Source organism: Sorangiineae bacterium MSr12523 (assembly GCA_037157775.1).
GTDB classification, from domain to species: domain Bacteria; phylum Myxococcota_A; class Polyangia; order Polyangiales; family Polyangiaceae; genus Pendulispora; species Pendulispora brunnea.
Window position 1 is genome coordinate 12,768,705 of the sequence record CP089982.1, and the last position, 19,665, is coordinate 12,788,369.

The 19,665-nt window shown below is 62.3% G+C and carries 16 protein-coding genes; all 16 read left to right on the plus strand.

All coding sequences use genetic code 11. From position 1 onward, the window contains the following. Positions 1-11 precede the first annotated feature (11 nt). Positions 12-1,745, plus strand: a complete 1,734-nt coding sequence (locus tag LZC95_50775) for a sigma 54-interacting transcriptional regulator (protein ID WXA94692.1) — start codon at positions 12-14, stop codon at positions 1,743-1,745. Positions 1,746-1,900: 155 nt separating this feature from the next. Beyond that, positions 1,901-2,782: a cupin-like domain-containing protein gene (locus LZC95_50780; protein ID WXA94693.1), complete on the plus strand. Its 882-nt coding sequence runs from the start codon at positions 1,901-1,903 to the stop codon at positions 2,780-2,782. Between the two features lie 36 nt (positions 2,783-2,818). After that, entirely contained in the window at positions 2,819-3,976 is a 1,158-nt protein-coding gene (locus tag LZC95_50785) for an iron-containing redox enzyme family protein (protein WXA94694.1), read from the plus strand. Beyond that, entirely contained in the window at positions 3,973-4,128 is a 156-nt protein-coding gene (locus tag LZC95_50790; protein WXA94695.1) for a hypothetical protein, read from the plus strand. The genes LZC95_50785 and LZC95_50790 overlap by 4 nt, the downstream gene beginning before the upstream one ends. Before the next feature lie 31 nt (positions 4,129-4,159). Continuing rightward, the gene (gene ectB / locus LZC95_50795) at positions 4,160-5,467 is read left to right on the plus strand and encodes a diaminobutyrate--2-oxoglutarate transaminase (GenBank protein WXA94696.1); all 1,308 of its coding nucleotides are present in this window, start codon (positions 4,160-4,162) and stop codon (positions 5,465-5,467) included. Between the two features lie 17 nt (positions 5,468-5,484). Beyond that, positions 5,485-6,852 carry a hypothetical protein gene (locus LZC95_50800; GenBank protein ID WXA94697.1) on the plus strand — a complete coding sequence of 456 codons (1,368 nt, stop codon included), beginning with the start codon at positions 5,485-5,487 and terminating at the stop codon, positions 6,850-6,852. A 6-nt stretch (positions 6,853-6,858) separates the two neighbouring features. Then, a complete protein-coding gene (locus tag LZC95_50805; GenBank protein ID WXA94698.1) occupies positions 6,859-7,977 on the plus strand; it encodes a ThiF family adenylyltransferase in 1,119 nt (372 codons plus the stop codon). Continuing rightward, positions 7,974-8,987: a TauD/TfdA family dioxygenase gene (locus LZC95_50810; GenBank protein WXA94699.1), complete on the plus strand. Its 1,014-nt coding sequence runs from the start codon at positions 7,974-7,976 to the stop codon at positions 8,985-8,987. The genes LZC95_50805 and LZC95_50810 overlap by 4 nt, the downstream gene beginning before the upstream one ends. Before the next feature lie 2 nt (positions 8,988-8,989). Beyond that, positions 8,990-10,177, plus strand: coding sequence for an ATP-grasp domain-containing protein (locus tag LZC95_50815; protein ID WXA94700.1), 1,188 nt, complete (start codon positions 8,990-8,992; stop codon positions 10,175-10,177). After that, positions 10,174-10,629, plus strand: coding sequence for a hypothetical protein (locus tag LZC95_50820; protein WXA94701.1), 456 nt, complete (start codon positions 10,174-10,176; stop codon positions 10,627-10,629). The genes LZC95_50815 and LZC95_50820 overlap by 4 nt, the downstream gene beginning before the upstream one ends. A 17-nt stretch (positions 10,630-10,646) precedes the next feature. Then, positions 10,647-12,059 carry an MFS transporter gene (locus tag LZC95_50825; protein WXA94702.1) on the plus strand — a complete coding sequence of 471 codons (1,413 nt, stop codon included), beginning with the start codon at positions 10,647-10,649 and terminating at the stop codon, positions 12,057-12,059. Beyond that, positions 12,047-13,426: an amidase gene (locus LZC95_50830; GenBank protein ID WXA94703.1), complete on the plus strand. Its 1,380-nt coding sequence runs from the start codon at positions 12,047-12,049 to the stop codon at positions 13,424-13,426. Before LZC95_50825 ends, LZC95_50830 begins: the two co-directional genes overlap by 13 nt. After that, positions 13,402-16,509, plus strand: coding sequence for an efflux RND transporter permease subunit (locus LZC95_50835; GenBank protein ID WXA94704.1), 3,108 nt, complete (start codon positions 13,402-13,404; stop codon positions 16,507-16,509). The genes LZC95_50830 and LZC95_50835 overlap by 25 nt, the downstream gene beginning before the upstream one ends. Then, entirely contained in the window at positions 16,506-17,648 is a 1,143-nt protein-coding gene (locus LZC95_50840) for an efflux RND transporter periplasmic adaptor subunit (protein WXA94705.1), read from the plus strand. The genes LZC95_50835 and LZC95_50840 overlap by 4 nt, the downstream gene beginning before the upstream one ends. Before the next feature lie 29 nt (positions 17,649-17,677). Beyond that, a complete protein-coding gene (locus LZC95_50845) occupies positions 17,678-18,115 on the plus strand; it encodes a GNAT family N-acetyltransferase (GenBank protein WXA94706.1) in 438 nt (145 codons plus the stop codon). 107 nt (positions 18,116-18,222) lie between these two features. Then, entirely contained in the window at positions 18,223-19,476 is a 1,254-nt protein-coding gene (locus tag LZC95_50850; GenBank protein ID WXA94707.1) for a glycoside hydrolase family 88 protein, read from the plus strand. Positions 19,477-19,665 lie beyond the last annotated feature (189 nt).

The window sequence follows — 19,665 nt, forward strand, 5'->3', positions numbered from 1 at the left end:
CTTTTGGCGCGGTGGTGAAGAGTCAGCCCAGCATTCGACTCGTGGTGACCAGTGGGCAGGATGCGGGTGCCCAGCTCGATGTGGGGGGCCAGTTCAAATTGGTCGGGCGGGCCCGGGATGCGCATCTGTCGCTGAGCGATCCGAGTGTATCTCGGCGTCATTTTCACATCCACGCGATGGCGGGCGAGCTGGCCTACGTGCAAGTGTGCGGCGACGCCGCGCCCATCGTGCATGCCAACCGGAAGATCACGGCGGGCGAAGTGAAGGTGGGCGACTCCATCTTGGTGGGCAAGACGCTGCTCCTGGTCACGGAGGCGAGTGCCGCCAACGGGAGCGACGTGCGCCGTGGCAAGGAGGTGGCCACCACGACCATCGGCACCTTGCTCACGGGCGTCGCCGCCGACGTCGTGGGCGTGGCGGCGATTTTTGCACTGAATCAATCCCTGAGTGCTGCGACGGATGCCGCGCAGGTCGAGGCCATTCTGTCGTCATGGGCCCGCAACTACGCGGAGTGCTCGCGGATCGACGTGCACGCCGAGGGGCGCGCGCAGTTCGAGTCGGCGGACGAGATGCCCATCTTGGAGACGGCGATGCCCGATGGCGGCACGGCCATCGTCGCGCCCGCGCGCGGAGCGCCCACGGGTTGGCTGGCCTTCCACACGATGCTGGCCTCGCACGCGGTGAGTGATGGCCTGCGGCGGCTCCTGGTGCTCGCCGCGGCACTGGCGGGCGCGCAGCTCGCGCATCTTTCCACGTTGCAGATCGTGCGCGACGATCGCGATGCCCTTCGGCGGCTGGCCATCGGCAGCGCGCATCGCTTTTTGGGGACGTCGCCCGCGGCGGAGGAACTCGTTCGGCTGATCGCCCGGCTGGCCGCGTCCGAGGCGACGGCGCTGCTCAACGGAGAAACCGGTGTCGGCAAGACCTTCGTCGCCCGGTTGATTCACGAGGCCGGCCCGCGCAAAGACGAGCCCCTGCGCGTGATCAACTGCGCGGCCATCCCCGAGGCGCTGATCGAGCGCGAGCTGTTCGGCCATGCGCGGGGCGCGTTCACCGGTGCGACGGCGGATCAAGTCGGCGTTTTCGAGGCCGCAGAAGGCGGCACGGTGCTGCTCGACGAGGTGGGGGAGCTTCCGCTCGCGAGCCAGGCCAAGTTGCTGCGCGTGCTGGAGGACAAGCAATTCGAGCGCCTTGGCTCGACCCGCTCGATTCCGCTGCGGGCGCGCGTGCTCGTGGCCACCAACCGCGATCTCGACGAGATGGCCGCCGCGGGCACCTTCCGGCGTGACCTGTTTTTTCGCATCTCGGTGATCAAGGCGATCATCCCACCGCTGCGTGAACGCGGGGACGACGTGGTGGTGCTCGCGAAGAAGCTGCTGAGCGATCTCGCCTCGAGCTCCGGCCGGCGCGTCCACGATTTCTCGCCGGAGGCCCTGGATGCCATCCGCCGCTACCCGTGGCCGGGCAACGTGCGCGAGCTGCGCAATGTCATCGAGCATGCGCTCGTGATGGGTGACGGCCCGACCATTGCAACGAGCGACCTGCCCGAGGCCATCCGCGGCCTTCCGCGCGCTGCCGACGTCAAGGCGAGCGTCTCGCCGTCGGCCATGGTCGTCGAGCTGCCCATGAACGAGGAATCGCTGCAAACGAAGAACCGCGAGGCCGCCCTGGTGGTGACCGGGGGAAACAAGGTCCGCGCGGCGGCCCTTCTCGGAATCGGGCGAACGACGTTCTATCGGAAGTAACACTGTTCATTTTTGAAACAGTGTTCCGATGTGGAGCACCGCGGCTGTTCATGAAATGAACAGGACGGGGGACGCTTTCGCGATTCATCGAATGATGACCTAGAGACGACGCTGGCGCGCGCCTTGCTGAAGCCGTCCGCAGGAAAGCGCCGAACATGAAAGCCTTTGAATCCGTTCCCAAGGAGACGGGAATCACTGCGGAGCGATTCCACGCCGAGTATTTGCGCGCCGAACGGCCGGTACTCATGGCGGGTGCGTCCGCCGCGAGGGCCTGCGAGCTTTGGTCGCCGGAGTACTTTCGTCGCATCGCGCCCGATCTCGAGGTGCCCATCAAAGAATACGGCCGCGCCGGCATTCGCCAATCGAAGATGACCTTGAAGGCGTATGCCGATTTTCTCCGCGAGCACGAGCGCGCACCACGGCCTGCTGGCGAGGCGTTGCCCTATTGCCATGATATTCCCATCTTCGCGTTGCTGCCGCAGCTGGTGGAGGACGTCCGGCCATTTCCGGCGGGATTGCTGTCCAGTTATTACCAGCGCACGTGGTGGCGCTACGTGCAATTCTTCATGGGGCCCGCGCAGAGCCTGACGCCACTTCATTTCGATACCTTGCTCACGCACAATCTGTTCTTTCAGGTGTACGGCAAGAAGCGATTCACCATTTACGCGCCCGACGATGCCACGTATTGCGGGCGACGGGGGTGGCGCTGGTTCGAGCACGATCCCGAGCAACCGGACTACCGCCGTCTTCCCTACAGCCGGCACGCCACGCCCCACGAGGTGGTGGTGGGTCCCGGCGACATTCTGTACCTGCCACCGGGCACGCTTCATCACGTGCGCGGCCTCGGTACATCGATATCGTTCAACATCGACTTTCACACGCGCCGGAGCGCATTGCGCAGCCTTCTCGGGCCTTTGCGAGGCATGCCCCGCGAGAGCTTCTATTACAATGCCCTGGCCACGCTCGGCATCGTCGCGCGCGTGCCCGAAGAATGGGTGTTTCGATATTATAAGCCGTACCTGCGTTACGTCGTTTAGCTAATTGGTCGAATCGAACGAGGGGCAAACGTGGCCATGACCATATGGGAACCGTGGTTGGACAACCGTAGCCTGCGCAAACTCGAGCGGCATCCGCTATTGACGGAGCTCTCCGAGGGGCGCATTGGCTTGAACGGCGTGCGGACGTTGCTCATCCAGCACCGCCACTATTCGCGGCACTTTACTCGGTATTTGTGCGCGCTGATGAGCAATATTTCGAATGTCGACGATCTCCATGCCATCATGGAGAATCTTCTGGAGGAAATGGGCATCGACGGCGGCGAAAACGTGACGCATGCCGAGTTGTTCCAACGAACACTGGATACCTTGAATGCCGACCCGTGCGACGAGGGCCCGCTTCCGGCTACGCGCGCACTCACCCAATCGGTGATGGAGTATTGCCGCAAAAAGGACCCTCTGGAGGGCCTGGCGGCGCTCTGCTTGGGCGCGGAGGCCATCGTTCCCCTGGTGTACCGGCCCATTTTGGATGCATTGGTCGGGCACGGCGTGGGCGATCGCGCGACGGAGTTCTTTCGCATTCACATCGAGGAGGACGAAGGCCACGCCCTCACCATGTTGAACATTCTCCAGCGCCTTACGGCGCGGGACGCATCGGCGAGGGAGCGGGCGCGCTCGATCGGAGCCGACGTCATCGCCAAACGGTGCGACATGTTCGATGCCGTGCTCCAGGAGATCCGCGGCCGAGGCGGCGATGACGTGCTCGCGCACCGCAGAATCACCGAGCCACCGCCGCATTTCTCCTCCATCGATTTCGGCCGCGTGAGCTCCAAGCTCTCCGTATTCGTCCCGGACCGATTGCACCACCCGCGGGTGACGTCGAGCCACGATACGGAATCGAAGAAGTTCACCGAGGAACGCAACCACGCGGTGCACATCGTCGACCTGCCGACGAATACCCTCAGTGTCACCATCGGTGGCCTGCAGCCGGGGCAATCGACCCGGCTGCACCGGCACAACTACGAAACGGTGATTTACGTGATCTCCGGATCGGGGCACTCACGCATCGAGGACCGTGTCGTTCATTGGACGGCGGGGGATGCGTTTTACGTCCCCGTTTGGGCGGCGCACCAACACGCCAACGACGGCACGGGGCCTTGCACTTATGTGGCTTGCGAGAATGCGCCGCTCTTGCAAAACATTGGCAATATCGCTTTGCGGGAGGAACTCGGATGAGCGAATTCGATGCCAAGTCACGCTCGCCCGCGGCCCTGGACGAGGGCGGGCACGAGGAAGCTCCAGCTCGTGACGACGAATCCGAGAGGCCGCACACCGACTTCTTCACCGACTCCGGTTCGTTGAACTCCGGCTACCTGGACGGCGGCTGACGCGAGGGTTTGCGCAGGGAAAGGAATCGTCATGAAATCTTCATCCGACACGTTGGTCTTCGAAGAACACGAATCCGTCGTGCGTAGTTACTGCAGAAAGTTTCCCGCCGTCTTCTCCACCGCGAAGAACGCGATTTTGGAGGACGAACACGGACGCGAGTACATCGATTTTCTGTCGGGCGCAGGCTCGTTGAACTACGGCCACAACGACCCGATGATTCGGGGCAAGATCGTCGAATACATTCTTCGCGACGGTATTACGCATTCTCTGGACTTTCATACGTCGGCGAAGAAGCGCTTCTTGCTCGCCTTCGATGAAGTCATTCTCAAGCCGCGCGGGTACAATTACCGCCTGCAATTCACCGGCCCCACGGGCACCAATGCGGTGGAGGCCGCGCTGAAGTTGGCGCGCAAGGTCACCGGACGGCGCAACGTCGTGGCCTTTACCGATGCCTTTCACGGGATGACGTTGGGATCCCTGGCGGCGTCGGCTCGTCAGTCGAAGCGGGCGGTCGCCGGCGTTTCGCTGCCGGACGTGGTGCGCATGCCCTACGATGGATATTTCGGCGAGGGTGTGAGTACGCTCGATTTCATCGAGGCCATGCTCTTTCGAACCGGGTCCGGCGTGGACATTCCTGCCGCGTTCATCCTGGAAACCGTGCAGGCCGAGGGCGGGGTCAACGTGGCCTCTTCGCAGTGGCTTCGAGGCTTGGCCAACATGGCGCGCAAATACGGTGTTTTGCTCATCGTCGACGATATTCAGGCCGGCTGCGGCCGTACGGGGACGTTTTTCAGCTTCGAGCGCGCGGGCATCGAGCCGGATCTGGTCTGTCTGGCAAAATCGATTTCCGGCTACGGCTTGCCCATGTCCCTGGTTCTCATTCGGCCCGATCTCGATCGCTGGGAGCCGGGCGAGCACAATGGGACATTCCGAGGGAACAATCTGGCCTTCGAGGCGGCGACGAGCGCGCTCGATTACTGGCGCGATCGCTCGTTTTCCCATGGGGTAGCCTTCAAGTCGCGCATCATCGTCGACCACTTGAATGCGATTCGCGCCGCGGCGCCGGCGCACGTCCGCGGTATTCGAGGAGCCGGGTTCATTCAAGGGCTCGTCTTCGACGACCCGCGCATTGCGGCGCACGTCTCCGCGGCGGCCTTCGGGGAAGGCCTCATCGTCGAATTGTGCGGGCCGACGGAGAACGTGATCAAGATTCTTCCCCCGCTCACCATCGAGCCCATCGTCCTCAAGCAAGGACTGACGCGCCTCTCCACCGCGGTTTCCAACGTTCTGCATGCCTCGCTCGAATGTGTACCCGACCCGGTCTCGTGTTCGGCCTGATTCGATAGGAGACGCCCATGATTTTTGCCACCGACGAATCGGTCGTGGAATCACAATTCGCACAAATGAGCTCGGCCACGGCGCAGGCCCTGACGCAGGCGCAGGCCCGGCTTTTCGAGGACCTGGCGTCGGCCGGGCTGCATTTCGAAGGAAAGAGTTATCCCGTTTCCATTCGCCCTTTGCTGCTGGAGGCGGCCACCGTGCAATGGCTCGCCCGTGCCGCGGAGCAGCTTTCGCCGATCTTCGATTTCGCGGCGAGGCTCTACGTGGAGGACGCCGAGGTGCGCAAGCTGTTCCCCGCGTACCGAAGCGTCGAGCACCTCATCGTGCGGCTGCCCAAGCATTCGCCGTTGATTCGCGTGTATCGGCTGGACGGCTTGTTCGACGAGACGGATTCGTTTCGCATCCTGGAGACGAACACCGAGGCGCCCGGCGGCGTGATTCAAAATGGGCTTGCGGCGCGCATTTGGTCGAACGTGCCCAATCCGCTGGTGCGAAATGTGCCGCACGATGCGCTTTTTCAGCCGTTTGCCGTCAATCCGGATCTCATTCTGCAGGAGATCATCGACACGCACCGCGAGCGGGTGGGCACCTTGCCCGAGCGCGCTGCGGTGGTCACCTTCCGCGGATTGTTCAAAAACGAAGTCGTGCGCATGGTCGAGGGCCTCAATCGCCTGGGGGTGTCCGCGGAGACCCTCGATGCGAGCGAACTCCGGCGCGGTGGGAAAAGCCTGGTGGATCGGCACGGGCGGCGGGTCGACGTGGTGTACAACAAGCTCGATGTTCGGGATTTGATCGATGCGCCGGAGGTGAGCGATTACCTCCAGGCCATTGCCGACGGTGTGGTGACGTCGATCAATCCGCTCGTGGGGCAATGGCCTCTCTCGGACAAGGCCATTCTGGCGCTGCTGAGTGATCCGCGGACGTTGGCGCGCTTTTCTTCGGAGCAGCAGGCCTTCTGCCGCGCGCACATTCCGTGGACGCGCGTGCTGCGCGAGGACACGACGGTGAGCCCCGATGGGCACCGCATCGACCTTTTGCAATACGTATCGAGCCACCGTTCGGCGCTGGTGCTCAAGCCGTCCAATGCCACGCGCGGTGAAGGTTTGACCTTGGGGCCCTTCACGCCGCAATCGCAGTGGGATGCCACCATCGCCACGGCCATGGCCAGCGAGCAACCCTACGTGGTGCAGCAGTATATCCAAGGAAGAAAGGTATCCGCGGTTCACCCCGCGGACGGCGTGGTGACGTCGCTCTGGTCGGGGGTCGATGCGTACGTGTACGGCGGCAAGTTTGCCGGCTTTCAAGCGCGCGCCAGCTTCGACCCGGTCATGAACGTCGGGAAACGCGGAATTTTGCTTCCGGTCATCGTGAGAAAGGGTTGAGCGAACATGAATACCGTTTCATCCGTCATCCAGCGCCCCATTCTGCAGCCCACCGTGGTCGTTGCGCCGCTCCCGAACAAGCGACTCATGGTTCATCGCGGCACGAAACAGTCGGAGGCCGGAATCATTTTCGAGGATCCCGCATCCTGGAAAATGGAGACGATTGGTCTGCTGACCGGGAAAAATACCCATGACGATATCCATCGCACGCTGACCGAGCGCGGGCGCGCGGTCAACAAGGCGGAGGTGGTCGCCTTCGTCGAGGCGCTCGCGGACGTGGCGGCCGTCGAGGATGCCGCCTATTTCGATATGTCGTCCTTGCGGGTCGACCAGACGGATCGCTATTCGCGCAATTTGAATGGGTTTGCGGCGCTCTCGCCCAACCACGAGACGCCGGCCGCCCTGCAGACGAAACTGTTCGGTTCCCATGTTCTCATGCTGGGCTGCGGCGGTCTGGGCAGCTGCACCGCCACCGCGCTCACCATGGCCGGGTGCGGGACCATATCGCTGGTGGACTTCGACCATATCGAGCTTGGGAATCTCAATCGACAGCTTTTCAACTCCGACGACGTCGGCAAGCGCAAGGTCGATATTCTGAAGTCGCGGCTCGCGGCCATCAACCCCGACGTGCGCGTGAATACGGTGTTCCAGCGCCTCGAGAGCACGGCGGACATTGCCAATCTGATTTCGAAATTCAATCCGGGCATCGTGGTGGCGGCCATCGACAGGCCGGTCATCGCCAACGACCGCTGGATCAGCGATGCGTGCTTCGCAGCGGGAATTCCGGCGGTGTTCAACAGCGTTTCCGCCGGAACTGGGCTCGTATGGACCAAAGTGCCCGGGCAAACCGGATGCTTCCAATGCGACGAGCTGTGGTCGGTGGAGCGCAATCCCGATCACTACAGCACGCGCGTCTATCGCGAGCAGAACGACTTGATCCCGGCGACATCGGCGTTCAGCCATTGCGCGATGACCGTGAGCGGGATGATGGCCTCGGACATCGTCCGCCACCTGGTGGGCTGGCCCATGGCAAGCGCCGGCAAATTGGTGGTCATCGACTTCGCCACATTGACGACCAAGGTCGTCGAGAAGCCGCAACACCCCGATTGCCGGACTTGCAAATGAGCGCCCACGAGAACCGAACCGAGGTTTTCCGGAGTCCCATTGCGGATCCTGCCGCGTGGGACGCCGCGTCCATTGGCGGCAAGGCGGGGGTGACGCATGCATTGAATGCCGCCGAGCTGTCCGCCATCGCGGCAATCCTGGAACGAACCCGGAATCGCCCCACCTACGAATTGACCAAAAGCGATTTCGACGTGCCCGAGTTGCAACGTTGCTTTGGCAGCATCTGGCGGGAGATCCTCCACGGTACCGGCGTCGTCCTCGTTTCGGGGGTGACGCCGGAGGCCTTCGACCCTGCGGATTTCGAGCGGATCTTCTGGGGTTTCGGCCTCCAATTCGGGACGCCCGCCGTGCAGAGTGCGGCGAAGAACCGCATCGGGCACGTGCGGCTCGAAAAAGAGAACCCCAGAAACCGCGGGTACATGTCGGACCGCGAGCTCGGTTTTCACTCGGACGCGTTCGAGGTCATTGGCTTGATGTGCGTGCAAAATGCGCCCTCGGGCGGGTTCACGCACATCGTGAGCAGCCTGGCCGTGCACAACGAGCTGCTGAAGCATCATCCGCACGTCCTCGACGCGCTCTACGAAGGGTATCCATACGCCACGGCGGAGCGCACGGTGAGCAGTCGGCCCGTGACGCCGTATTCGGTGCCGGTGTTCTCCCGGGTGGGCGAGACGGTGAGTTCCATGTGCGTCGACACGTACATGCGTATGGCGGCGGACAAATTGGGCGTCACCTTTCCCCCGGCGCTGGACGAAGCCTTGCAACGCTTCTTCGAAACGTGCGCGCGTCGGGATCTCATTCTCGAGTTTCTCATGGATCCAGGGGAAATCCTGCTGCTCAACAACTTTACCACGGTGCACTCGCGAACCAAGTTCGAGGACTCCGAGACGCAACGAAGGCATCTGCTTCGATTGTGGCTCAAGGTCGCGGATGGCCGGCCGGTCGTCCCTGCGCTGCTCGCGCGCGGGACCGATTACGAGGAATTGTGCCAGCAAAACCAGCGGGGGTAGTCATGGCTCTATTGTGCCTCGGGCGAAGCATCAAAATCGATTTTGCATCGTGGTTGCAAGAATCGGGACGCGACCTTTACCTCATTACGTCCAATGTCATGCCGCACCAAGATCGCTATCGCATGGTGCGGAAAATCGATGACATGGATGCCCATGGCCAGGCTGAATTGGCGGCGGTGGAGATAGGGCGCTCGGTGGCGCTGCAGGCGGTCCTTCCGCACTCGGAGTACGATCTCATTCGCGCCGCGCGGATCCGGCGGCACCTTGGGATCCCGGGGCAGTCGGTGGAAAGCGCCATGGCCTATCGCGACAAGGTGACGATGAAGGAATACCTTCGACGCGCAGGGATCGCGGTGGCGAACTTCGCCCGGATCACCTCGCCGCTCGATGCCATCCACTTCGTGGAGGAGCACGGATTTCCGGTGATCATCAAGCCGGTCGACGCGTGCGGCTCGAAAAATGTCTCCCTGATTGCGGACTACGCAGCCCTGGCCGAGTTTTTTCGCACGTCCACGGGGCGCGATTGCATGATCGAGTCGTTCGTGGACGGGCGCATGTACCACGTGAACGGCGTCTTGAAGGAGGACGGCTCGGTCTTCTTCGTTCCGTGCGCCTACATCACCACGTGCATCGATTTTCAAAGCGGCGGCATCTTTGGCGATCGGGCCATCGATCCGCGTACACCGTTCTCGAAGCGGCTCTTCGAATGCACCAAGAAGGCCATTGCAGCGCTTCCGCCCGCGTTCCCGCTCGCGTTCCACGCCGAGATATTCCACACCAAGGACGACGAACTCGTGCTCTGCGAAATTGCCGCGCGCACGCCCGGATCGATCACGGGCGAGCTGATTGGCTATTCGTACGACATCGACATTCATCGCTTGTGGATTCGCTCGCTGGCGGGCCTGAGCGACGACTTCTCCGCAATTCGCACACCGCGCCGGTACCTGGCGTCGATTCGCATTCCGGTGCGCGAGGGGCGCTTGAAAAAGCTTCCCACGATCATCCCCTTTCCGTGGGTGTCGACGTATTGCCTCACCGGGGTGGTGGGCAAAGATTACCGCCGGGCCACGAGCTACACCGACGACGTGCTCAGCGGGCTGCTCGTGGGGTCCAGCGAAGAGCAATTGAAGTACCGCATCGACGAATTTGCCGCGTGGGCCCACGACGCGATTCGTTGGGAGGCCGCATGATCGAAGACGATGGGGCGGTGACCGACGTGCGTTTCGACAAGGGTCGCGTGCTGGTGCGCCTCGCCGGCATTTTGACCCACGGCAGCGTGGCAGCGAGGCTTTTCGAGTCGCTCGAGGCGAACGATGTCGAGATCGACGCGCTCACCGTGAACGAGGCGGACGGCATCACGCACATCGCATTTGCCGTGTCCGGTCGGGACGTGGGGCTGGTCAAGTTCGTGGTGCAAACGATGGGCGAGGAATTCAAACATTGGCACACGACCTACGAGACGAACGTGGACTGCGTGACCATTCTGGGCACGGGGTTTCGCTCGCACGCACAGGCCGTGGTCAACGCGCTTCGCATCCTGGCCGCGGAGCGAAGGGCGATGCACGGTCTCACGCACTCGGGGCAGCGCATCATGTGTCTCGTCGCCGGCGAAAAAGCCGAGAAAGGACGTCGCTCGGCATGAGCGGTGCAGTGTCTTCCATGTCAAGAGCCGACAGCAGTCGCCCGGTGTTGCTCGCGGCAACGAGCATTAGCTACATCCTGGTGATTCTGGATTCGTCCATCGTCAACGTCGCGCTGCCGTCCATCGGCGCCAGCATTGGCGTGAGCATCACCGGGCTGCAGTGGATCGTCAATGCGTACCTGGTCATTTTTGCGAGCTTCCTCCTCTCGGGTGGCTCCTTCTGCGACCGGTTCGGGGCGCGCCGCATTTACATGTTGGGGCTCTCGCTCTTCGTGGGCGCATCGCTCGTCTGCGGAGTCGCCACGTCGATTTACATGTTGCTGCTGGGCCGCGTTCTGCAAGGCTACGGGGCGGCGCTTTTGGTTCCGAGTTCGCTGGCGCTGATCATCCACGCCTACGAGGACGCGACGGAGCGTTCGCGCGCCATTGCCACATGGGCCAGTTGGGGCGGGCTGGCCATGGTGCTGGGGCCCCTCACCGGCGGCCTGTTCATCAAGCTTTTCGGCTGGCGAAGCATCTTCCTCGTCAATGTTCCCATTGGCCTCGCAGGCATTGGGTTGACCCTTCGCCTCGCCCAAGCGGATGTCCGCAATCGGGAGCGCCGCATCGACTTCATCGGTCAGATCACCGCGAACGTCGCCGCGGTATCCCTGATTGCGTCCCTGATCGAGGGGCCCGTTCTGGGATGGACGTCGCTTCCCATCCTGTGCGGGGGGGCCATCTTCGCCGTCTCCGCGGTCACCTTCGCGCTGGTCGAGACGCACCATCCGCAGCCGATGCTGCCGTTTGCGTTGTTTCGCAATCGGAACTTCAGCGCGATTGCGTACATGTTCTTCGTTGGCACCCTGGCGTTTTTCGGGGTGCTCTTCGTGCTGAGCTTCTATTTCCAAGAAGTGCGCCACTTCAGTGCGCTGCAAACGGGGCTCGCACTGTTCCCGCTCTCGTGCTGCGTCGTCTTGGGTAACAAAATTACCGCGCGTCTCGTTTCGCGATTTACCCCGCGAACGTTGATGCTCCTTGGGGAGAGCCTCAAAATACCTCGGTTTTGCGGATTGCTCCTCGTCCGAAGTTATTCGGATTATACGTATTTAATCGTACCACTTTGTCTGATTGGGCTCGGCGGCGGCCTTGCGGCGCCGATGTACACATCGCTGTTCATGTCGAGCGTTGGGCAAGCCTTCACCGGGATTGCCTCCGGCGTCTCGCGGGCGACGGGGCAGGTAGGCTCGGCGGTCGGCGTCGCACTTTTCGGCGCGCTCATTGCCGATCGATTGAAATTCATCGATCGCATGACGATGGCCATTCTCATCGTCGTCGCGCTCACGGCATCCATCGTTCTCACGATTCGGTTCATCGTGCGCGACGTGCACGTCATGGCGTATCGGCGCGCCGAGACACCCGTTCCAGGGGCAAGAAAATGGTCGACGTGACCTCGCTCACGGTCCGCGAGCTCCGTCGCAAGATCGCCTCGCGGCAGCTGTCGCCCGTCGAGGTGGTGGATGCCTATTTGGCCAAAATCCACGCGCAAGACGCCAAGTACCACGCATTTACCGATGTCTACGAGGACGAGGCGCGACAGGACGCCGAGCGGGCTCTCATGACGCGCGGTGGGTGGCGCGGGCCTCTGTACGGCCTGCCCATCGTGGTCAAAGACCTCTTCCACATCGCCGGCCGCAACACGGCGGCCGGCTCCTGGCATTGGCGACACCGTGTTTCGCAAAGCACCGCGGGGGCCATTGCCGATCTGCAGCGAAGCGGCGCAATCGTGCTCGGCAAAACGCACACGGTGGAACTCGGCCTGGGCACGACGGGCACGAATCAGCACTTTGGAACCCCGCGCAATCCCTGGATGGATGGCGCCCACTATGCCCCCGGGGGCTCCAGCAGCGGGTCCGCCGTGGCGGTGGCCGCAGGCCTCAGCCCGTGGGCGGTGGGAACCGACACGGGGGGATCGATCCGCATCCCGGCAGCGTGGTGCGGTGTCGTCGGACTCAAGCCGACCGTCGGACGGGTAAGCCTCGACGGTGTCGTGCCTCTGAGCGCGACATTGGACTCCGTCGGAATGATCGCCCGCACCGTGGAAGACGTGGCCCTTCTTTATCGGGCGATGCGCCGCGGCCGCATCACCCCGACGAAGACGGCATTCCGCGTCGGGTGTCTCCCCGAATGCGAGCGCGAGCCCGTCGAGCCATCCGTCTTGAAAGCCTACGACGATGCCCTCGGCGTCTTCTCCGATGTCGGCATTCCGGTGCTCGACGTGAAATTCCCCAAGCGCCTCACCTATTACATCGAACGAAATAGCACCATTGCCATGTTCGAGGCGGCCGTGCGCTACGGCCGTTTGGCCCACGATCCCGAGGTGCCGCTCGACGAGCGCGTGCGCGGGTGCCTCCAGGCCGGAAGCCAGATGGCCCGCGAAGACTACGATGCCGCGCTCTGGGAGCTACCTCTTTTGCGTGCGCAGTTCGACCGGCTTTTCGATCGGGTGGACGCGATCGTGACACCCACCACGCAGACCGTGGCGAGGCCCGTCGATGGGGTCGACGACGCGAACCCGCCCAACCTGTTCACGCGCTTCGTGAACCTTCTGGGCCTGTGCGCCTTGGCACTGCCTTGCGGCTTCTCGCTGGAAGGATTGCCCTGTTCGATTCAAATCATCTGCCGCGCGCAAAACGAAGAAACGATGCTCCGCATCGCGGCGATGTACCAACGTGCCACGCCTTGGCACCGGTGCCGCCCTGGCCATTCCCAACCCACGGAGGCTCGCCAAGCATGTGGCTCGTACGAGCGGCCCTGAAGCATTCGTACACCTTCGTGGTCATGGCCGTGCTCATCGTGCTCGTGGGCGGGATTGCCATCGTGCGCATGCCCGTGGACATTTTTCCCGACGTGAACATCCCCGTCATTTCGGTCATTTGGCGCTACAGCGGCCTTTCGCCCGAGGAAATGGAGACGCGCATCGTTCGCAATTACGAGAGCCTGCTCACGACGTTGGTGAACGACATCGAGCACGTCGAGAGCCAGTCTCTCCAAGGCGTGGCCGTGGTCAAAGTCTACTTTCAGCCCGGTGCAAGCGTGGAGGCGGCGACCGCGCAAATCACGGCCATGTCGCAATCGGCGCTTTCGGGGTTGCCTCCTGGCATCACCCCGCCGCTGGTCCTGCGCTACAGCGCCTCCAACGTTCCCATTTTGCAAGCTGCGCTCGATGGCGAGGGCATGACCGAGCAGCAGCTTCTCGATTATGGACTGAAATTCGTCTGCGCCGACATCGAGACCGTACCGGGTGTGCAGATTCCCTGGCCGTACGGCGGCAAGCAACGGCAAATCATGATCGACATCGACCCCGCGCGCCTCTACGCGTGGGGCCTTTCCCCGCGGGACGTGAATGCCGCGTTGAGCCAGCAAAATGTCATTTTGCCGACCGGCACGGCGAAAATGGGGGACGGCGAATACCCCATTTCGGTCAACGGCAGCCCGCGAGCCTTGGATGACATTGGAGACCTTCCGCTGAAGACCGTGCAGGGGACGACGATTCGCCTGCGCGACGTGGCCAATGTGCGCGACGGGAGCGCGCCGCAAACCAGCGTGGTTCACGTCGAGGGAAAGCGCTCGGTGCTCATCACCTTTTTGAAAACCGGTGCGGCCAGCACGCTGGACGTCGTGGCGGGCATTCGAAGGGTTTTGCCATCGACCTTGGCGCGTGTCCCCAAGGAGCTGAAGGTGGCGTTGCTGTTCGATCAATCGGTGTTCGTGCGCTCGGCGGTGACCGGCGTGGTGCGCGAGGCGCTCATTTCCGCCGGCCTGACCGGCGCGATGCTTCTCTTTTTCCTGGGGAGCTGGCGGAGCACGGTCATCGCGGTCATCTCGATTCCGTTGTCGATTTTGGTCTCGATCATCGTGCTATACGCTCTCGGGCAAACATTGAACATCATGACCCTCGGCGGCATGTCGCTGGCCGTGGGCATTTTGGTGGACGATGCGACCGTCGAAATCGAGAATGTGCACCGCAACCTCGGCATGGGAAAGCCGCTGGCCGAGGCCATTCTCGACGGGGCCTTCGAGGTCGCCGTGCCCGCCTTCGTGTCCACGTTGTGCATCTGCATCGTGTTCGTGCCGGTGATTTTCATCACCGGGCCGGCCAAATCGCTTTTCGTGCCGCTGGCGCTGGCCGTGGTGTTCGCGCTGCTGACCTCGTACTTCTTGTCCCGCACCCTGGTGCCGACGTTGATGAACGTCTTTCTCGGGCGCGAAAGGCCTCACTTCTCGCGAGCGAAGGGGGCCGGTTTCGATCGATTGCGCGCCCTGTACGGTCGGTGGCTGGACGGGGTGCTCGCCCGGCGTGGAATTGCCGCGGGGGGCTTTGCCGTGTTCGTCGTGCTCTCGTGCGGACTTTTTCCGCTGGTGGGGCGCGACTTCTTTCCCAATGTGGACGCGGGGCTCATCAAGCTTCATGTGCGAGGCGCGCCGGGGACGCGCCTCGAGGAAACGGAAGTTCAATTCGCCAAGATCGAACAGACCATACGCTCCGTCATTCCCAAGGACGAAATCCGAACATTGCTCGACAACATCGGTGTGCCCAACAGCGGAATCAATCTGTCGCTCAGCGAGGGAGCGCTCATCTCGCCGGCGGACGGGCAGATCTTCATTGCGCTGGAAGAGGGCCACGCCCCCACCGCGGACTACGTACGAAAGCTTCGAAAGACATTGAACGAGAGCTACCCCGATTCCACCTTCTTCTTCTTGGCCCCCGACATTTCCTCCCAGGTGCTCAACTTTGGCCTGGCAGCCCCCATCGATGTGCAGATCGCCGGAAGCAACGACGACGCGACCTTGGCCCTCGCGAAAAAGATGGCCACGGAAATTGCGAAGATTTCCGGCACGGCCGATGTGCACCTGGCCCAGGTCGCGCGGGCGCCGCGTCTTCATGTCGACGTGGATCGCACCATGGCCAACCAGGCGGGCATGAGCGCGCGCGACGTGGCCAGCGATCTGCTGGTGTCGCTCTCCTCGAGCTCTCAGGTTTCGCCCAATTGGTGGCGCGACGAACGCGGATATCAATACGCCGTCGCCATCCAGACGCCGCAATACCAGATCGATTCGATTGCGGCGTTGCAGCGTACGCCGCTTTCCACACCCCAGGGCGCGACCCAGCTCCTTTCCAACGTCGCTTCGGTTTCGCGAACGACGGGGCCGCAGAACGTTACCCACTTCGATGCGACGCGCACCTACGACGTGCAGATCAACGTCGAGGGGAGCGATCTGGGCTCGGTAGCATCGGCCGTGAATCGCCTGGTGGAAGAGATGAAGCCGGAATATCCACGCGGCACCACGGTGCTCGTCAAAGGGCAGGCCGAAAGTATGGAGTCCTCGTTTCGAGGTTTGGCCTACGGTCTCGTCTTTGCCGTGATTCTCGTTTATTTGCTTTTGGTCATCAATTTTCAATCGTGGCAGGACCCACTGGCCATTCTGATGGCGCTTCCCGGGGCGGTGGCCGGCATCGCGTGGATACTTTATCTTTCGCACACCACCTTGAGCGTGCCCGCCCTGATGGGGGCCATGATGTGCATTGGCGTGGCGACGGCCAATAGCACCTTGCTCGTGACGTTCGCCAACGATCTGCGCAAAGAAGGCCTGGACGCGGCGACCGCGGCTTCGACCGCGGCCGTGACACGGCTTCGTCCCGTGTTGATGACGGCCTTGGCCATGGTTCTCGGCATGTTGCCCGCGGCGCTCGGCCTCGAGGAGGGGGGCGAGCAGAATGCGCCGCTGGGGCGAGCGGTCATTGGGGGACTCGCGTTGGCGACACTTGCCACATTGTTCTTCGTTCCCGTGATGTACACCCTGTTGCCGCGGCAAAAGTCCGCGCCGGAGGTTTCATGAGATCGCGCTCGATTCCGATCGCGCTGGGCGTGCTGACCGTTCTCGCGGCGGGCTTCGTTGCCGGATACACGCCGAAGAGGCACGCCCGCGCCGAATCCACCGTTCCAACGCGCCCGCGGGTGGCGGTGGTGACGCCCAAGGTCCTCGCCAGCGAGCGCGTGATGGTCCTTCCCGGCAGCGTGCAGGCCTTGGAAGAGACCGTGGTTTATGCGCGTGTGAGCGGCTACACGAAACGGTGGCTCGCGGATATCGGGGACGAAGTTCGCGAGGGCCAGACCTTGGCCGAAATCGATACTCCGGAGCTCGATCAAGAGCTCGAGCAAGCGGCCGCGCAGCTCGAGCAGGCGAAGGCGGCTGCGACGCAAGCGAATGCGCATCGCGATTACTCGAAAACGACGCTCGAACGGTATCGGAAGCTGGGCTCCGCGGGGTTGGCGTCGCAGCAAGATCTCGATCAGCGCCGCGCGCAATCGTTGGTCGACGAGGCCGATGTCGGGGTTGCTCAGGCCAACGTGGCCGCGCACGAAGCGAACATCCGGCGCCTCGTGCACCTGAAGTCGTTCGCGCGGGTCGTGGCACCGTTCCATGGGACCGTCGTCTCGCGAACCATCGAACGCGGTGCTCTGGTGACTGTGGGAAATACCGTTCCACTTTTCAAAATTGCTGCCACGGATCCGGTGCGTGTGCTCGTGCAAATTCCGCAGGATCTCTCGCCCAGTGTGCAGACCGGCCTCGGCGCCAAGGTTTCCGTTCGCGAATATCCGACGCAATCGTTCGACGGCGTCATTGCGCGGTCTGCGCATGCTCTCGACCCGACCTCGCGCACCATGAACACGGTGGTTCGCGTGCCCAACCCGTCGAACAAGCTTCTGGTGGGAATGTACGCGCAAGTCTCCCTGACCTTGCCTGCACCCCATCGTGTTCTCGAAGTTCCGGCGACGGCCCTTCTCAACGACGCCAAAGGGGTGCGTGTCACCACCGTTTGCGCCCACGACGCGATTCGATCCATTCCCATCGTCATCGAACGCGACACCGGTGCTACCATCGAGGTCGCGAGCGGCCTTGACGGGGGTGAACGCATCGTCAAAATCGCCCGGCCCGATCTTCGCGACGGGGAAGTGGTCGAAGTGGTGCCCTGAATGGAATCCAAACGAATAGGAACTTCGAAATGAGTCACTCTGTTACCTTGACCCTGACGGACGTCGCCGACGAAAAGGCCCGCACCCTCATCAACGACCGGCTCGATCGGTACAATGACGCGCGCACGGGAATTTCCGACGTTACGCCATTGGACGTGCACATCGTGGACGAGGCGACCGGGGAGGTCATCGGCGGCCTCGTGGGACGGACATCGCTGGGGGTGTTTTTCGTCGATTATTTTTTCGTGCCGGAGTCGCTGCGCCGAAAAGGCCATGGCAAGCGCGCATTGGCCATGGCGGAGGCCGAGGCCGTGCGGCGTGGCTGCGCCAAGGCTGTGCTGTTTACCATGATGATTCACGCGCCCGCGTTCTATGAAAACGCCGGCTACGAGGTATTTGGCCGCATCGAGAGCAATCCGCCGGGGAATGCGCGCCTGTTCATGAAGAAGGACCTCGCAAATAGGTAGCGAATCGGTAGGAAGGGCAGGCCGCGCCGCGAGCGTCTTGATTGAAATGATGTCCATCATTATAGTGCCGCCCCATCTCGAGAATTTCTTCGAAAGGGAGGGTACCGATGATCGTGCATCTTCGTCGCTTTGCGCTCTATGCATCGTTCGGGGCGTCGCTCGCGGCCGCGGCTTGTGCTCTTCCTGAAGAAGACAGGGCTGGAGAAGACAGGGCTGGTGAAGACAGGGCTGCAGAGGAAGTGACCCATTCGGAGGAGGAGGCGCTCTCCGAAATTTCCGACCTGGCGGCGCCCGAAGACTGGTCGGTGGCCATCGTCGAATCGACGATGAAGCGCTTCACGCCTTCGTCATTTGGCGGCTGGGGGTACACGCAAGGCCTGTATTTGTGGGGCCAGTACCTGGTGTACAAGCGCACGCACAATCCGCGCTACCTCGAATACATCAAACAATGGGTCGACCGCTTCGTCGACGCCAATGGGCACATCAACAATGCCTTCAATGACTTGGACAGCATGGAGTCGGGCAATGTCGTGTTGGCCCTGTACCAGGAGACGGGCCAGGCGAAATATCGCACGGCGGCCACGCAAATTCGCAATCGGCTGAAGACGTACCCGCGCATCTCGGATGGCGGTTTTTGGCACTCGACGAATTTTCGTCATCAATTGTGGGCCGATGGCGTCTTCATGGTGGCGCCCTTTGTGGCTCGGTACGGTCAAACGGTGGGTGAATCCACCTATGCCAACGACGAATCGTCGAATCAACTCGCCATCTATGGCCGGCACCTGATTGCCACGGACGGGATTCTCTACCACGCCTACGACGAGGCCAAGACGCAGAGCTGGGCGAACCCCACCACCGGCCTGTCGCCGGAAAAGTGGTGCCGGGCCGTGGGGTGGTATGCCATGGCCAGCATCGATATTCTGGAGATTCTTCCCACGGATCACCCGCGCCGGGCGCAACTGCTTACCAACGTGACCAACTTGGTAACGGCGTTCGAACGGTACCAAGATCCGGCGAGCGGCCGTTGGTTCCAAGTGGTGGACAAGGGAAGCGTGTCCGGCAATTGGACGGAGACATCGTGTTCGGCGATGTACACGTATGCGACCTCGCGCGCGGTGCAGCGCGGATACGTGCCCAGTCGCTTCGGCACGGTGGCGAGCAAAGGCTACCAGGGCGTGCTCGCACGGATGAACGTGGGAAGCGACGGATTGACCAACATCACCCAAATCTGTGTCGGCACGGGAGCGGGTGGCAGTGTGTCGTACTACTTCAATCGGCCGCGGGCCACGAACGATCTTCATGGCCTCGGTGCCGTGCTCATCATGAACGAGCAATTGGCCCACCCCACGTCGCCCATGTAACGACATTTCGAGCGGTTTTCCTTCTCACTTGGGCGATCCACCCGTGGACGTGGAAATGTGCAGTTCTACATGAGCGCCATTTTGCGCAATAGCGTCGCGTAATCACGATATCGAGGAAAATGGGTGCGTTGTCGAAATAATCGATAATGGCATATCACGTGCTCTATCTCCGAAAGTCTACACCCCAAC

What these genes read in the sequence shown, in the direction of transcription:
- LZC95_50780 (WXA94693.1), top strand. Translation starts at nt 1,901, where the DNA reads ATGAAAGCCTTTGAATCCGTTCCCAAGGAGACGGGAATCACTGCGGAG.
- LZC95_50785 (WXA94694.1), top strand. Translation starts at nt 2,819, where the DNA reads ATGACCATATGGGAACCGTGGTTGGACAACCGTAGCCTGCGCAAACTC.
- LZC95_50790 (WXA94695.1), top strand. Translation starts at nt 3,973, where the DNA reads ATGAGCGAATTCGATGCCAAGTCACGCTCGCCCGCGGCCCTGGACGAG.
- ectB (WXA94696.1), top strand. Translation starts at nt 4,160, where the DNA reads ATGAAATCTTCATCCGACACGTTGGTCTTCGAAGAACACGAATCCGTC.
- LZC95_50800 (WXA94697.1), top strand. Translation starts at nt 5,485, where the DNA reads ATGATTTTTGCCACCGACGAATCGGTCGTGGAATCACAATTCGCACAA.
- LZC95_50805 (WXA94698.1), top strand. Translation starts at nt 6,859, where the DNA reads ATGAATACCGTTTCATCCGTCATCCAGCGCCCCATTCTGCAGCCCACC.
- LZC95_50810 (WXA94699.1), top strand. Translation starts at nt 7,974, where the DNA reads ATGAGCGCCCACGAGAACCGAACCGAGGTTTTCCGGAGTCCCATTGCG.
- LZC95_50815 (WXA94700.1), top strand. Translation starts at nt 8,990, where the DNA reads ATGGCTCTATTGTGCCTCGGGCGAAGCATCAAAATCGATTTTGCATCG.
- LZC95_50820 (WXA94701.1), top strand. Translation starts at nt 10,174, where the DNA reads ATGATCGAAGACGATGGGGCGGTGACCGACGTGCGTTTCGACAAGGGT.
- LZC95_50825 (WXA94702.1), top strand. Translation starts at nt 10,647, where the DNA reads ATGTCAAGAGCCGACAGCAGTCGCCCGGTGTTGCTCGCGGCAACGAGC.
- LZC95_50830 (WXA94703.1), top strand. Translation starts at nt 12,047, where the DNA reads ATGGTCGACGTGACCTCGCTCACGGTCCGCGAGCTCCGTCGCAAGATC.
- LZC95_50835 (WXA94704.1), top strand. Translation starts at nt 13,402, where the DNA reads ATGTGGCTCGTACGAGCGGCCCTGAAGCATTCGTACACCTTCGTGGTC.
- LZC95_50840 (WXA94705.1), top strand. Translation starts at nt 16,506, where the DNA reads ATGAGATCGCGCTCGATTCCGATCGCGCTGGGCGTGCTGACCGTTCTC.
- LZC95_50845 (WXA94706.1), top strand. Translation starts at nt 17,678, where the DNA reads ATGAGTCACTCTGTTACCTTGACCCTGACGGACGTCGCCGACGAAAAG.
- LZC95_50850 (WXA94707.1), top strand. Translation starts at nt 18,223, where the DNA reads ATGATCGTGCATCTTCGTCGCTTTGCGCTCTATGCATCGTTCGGGGCG.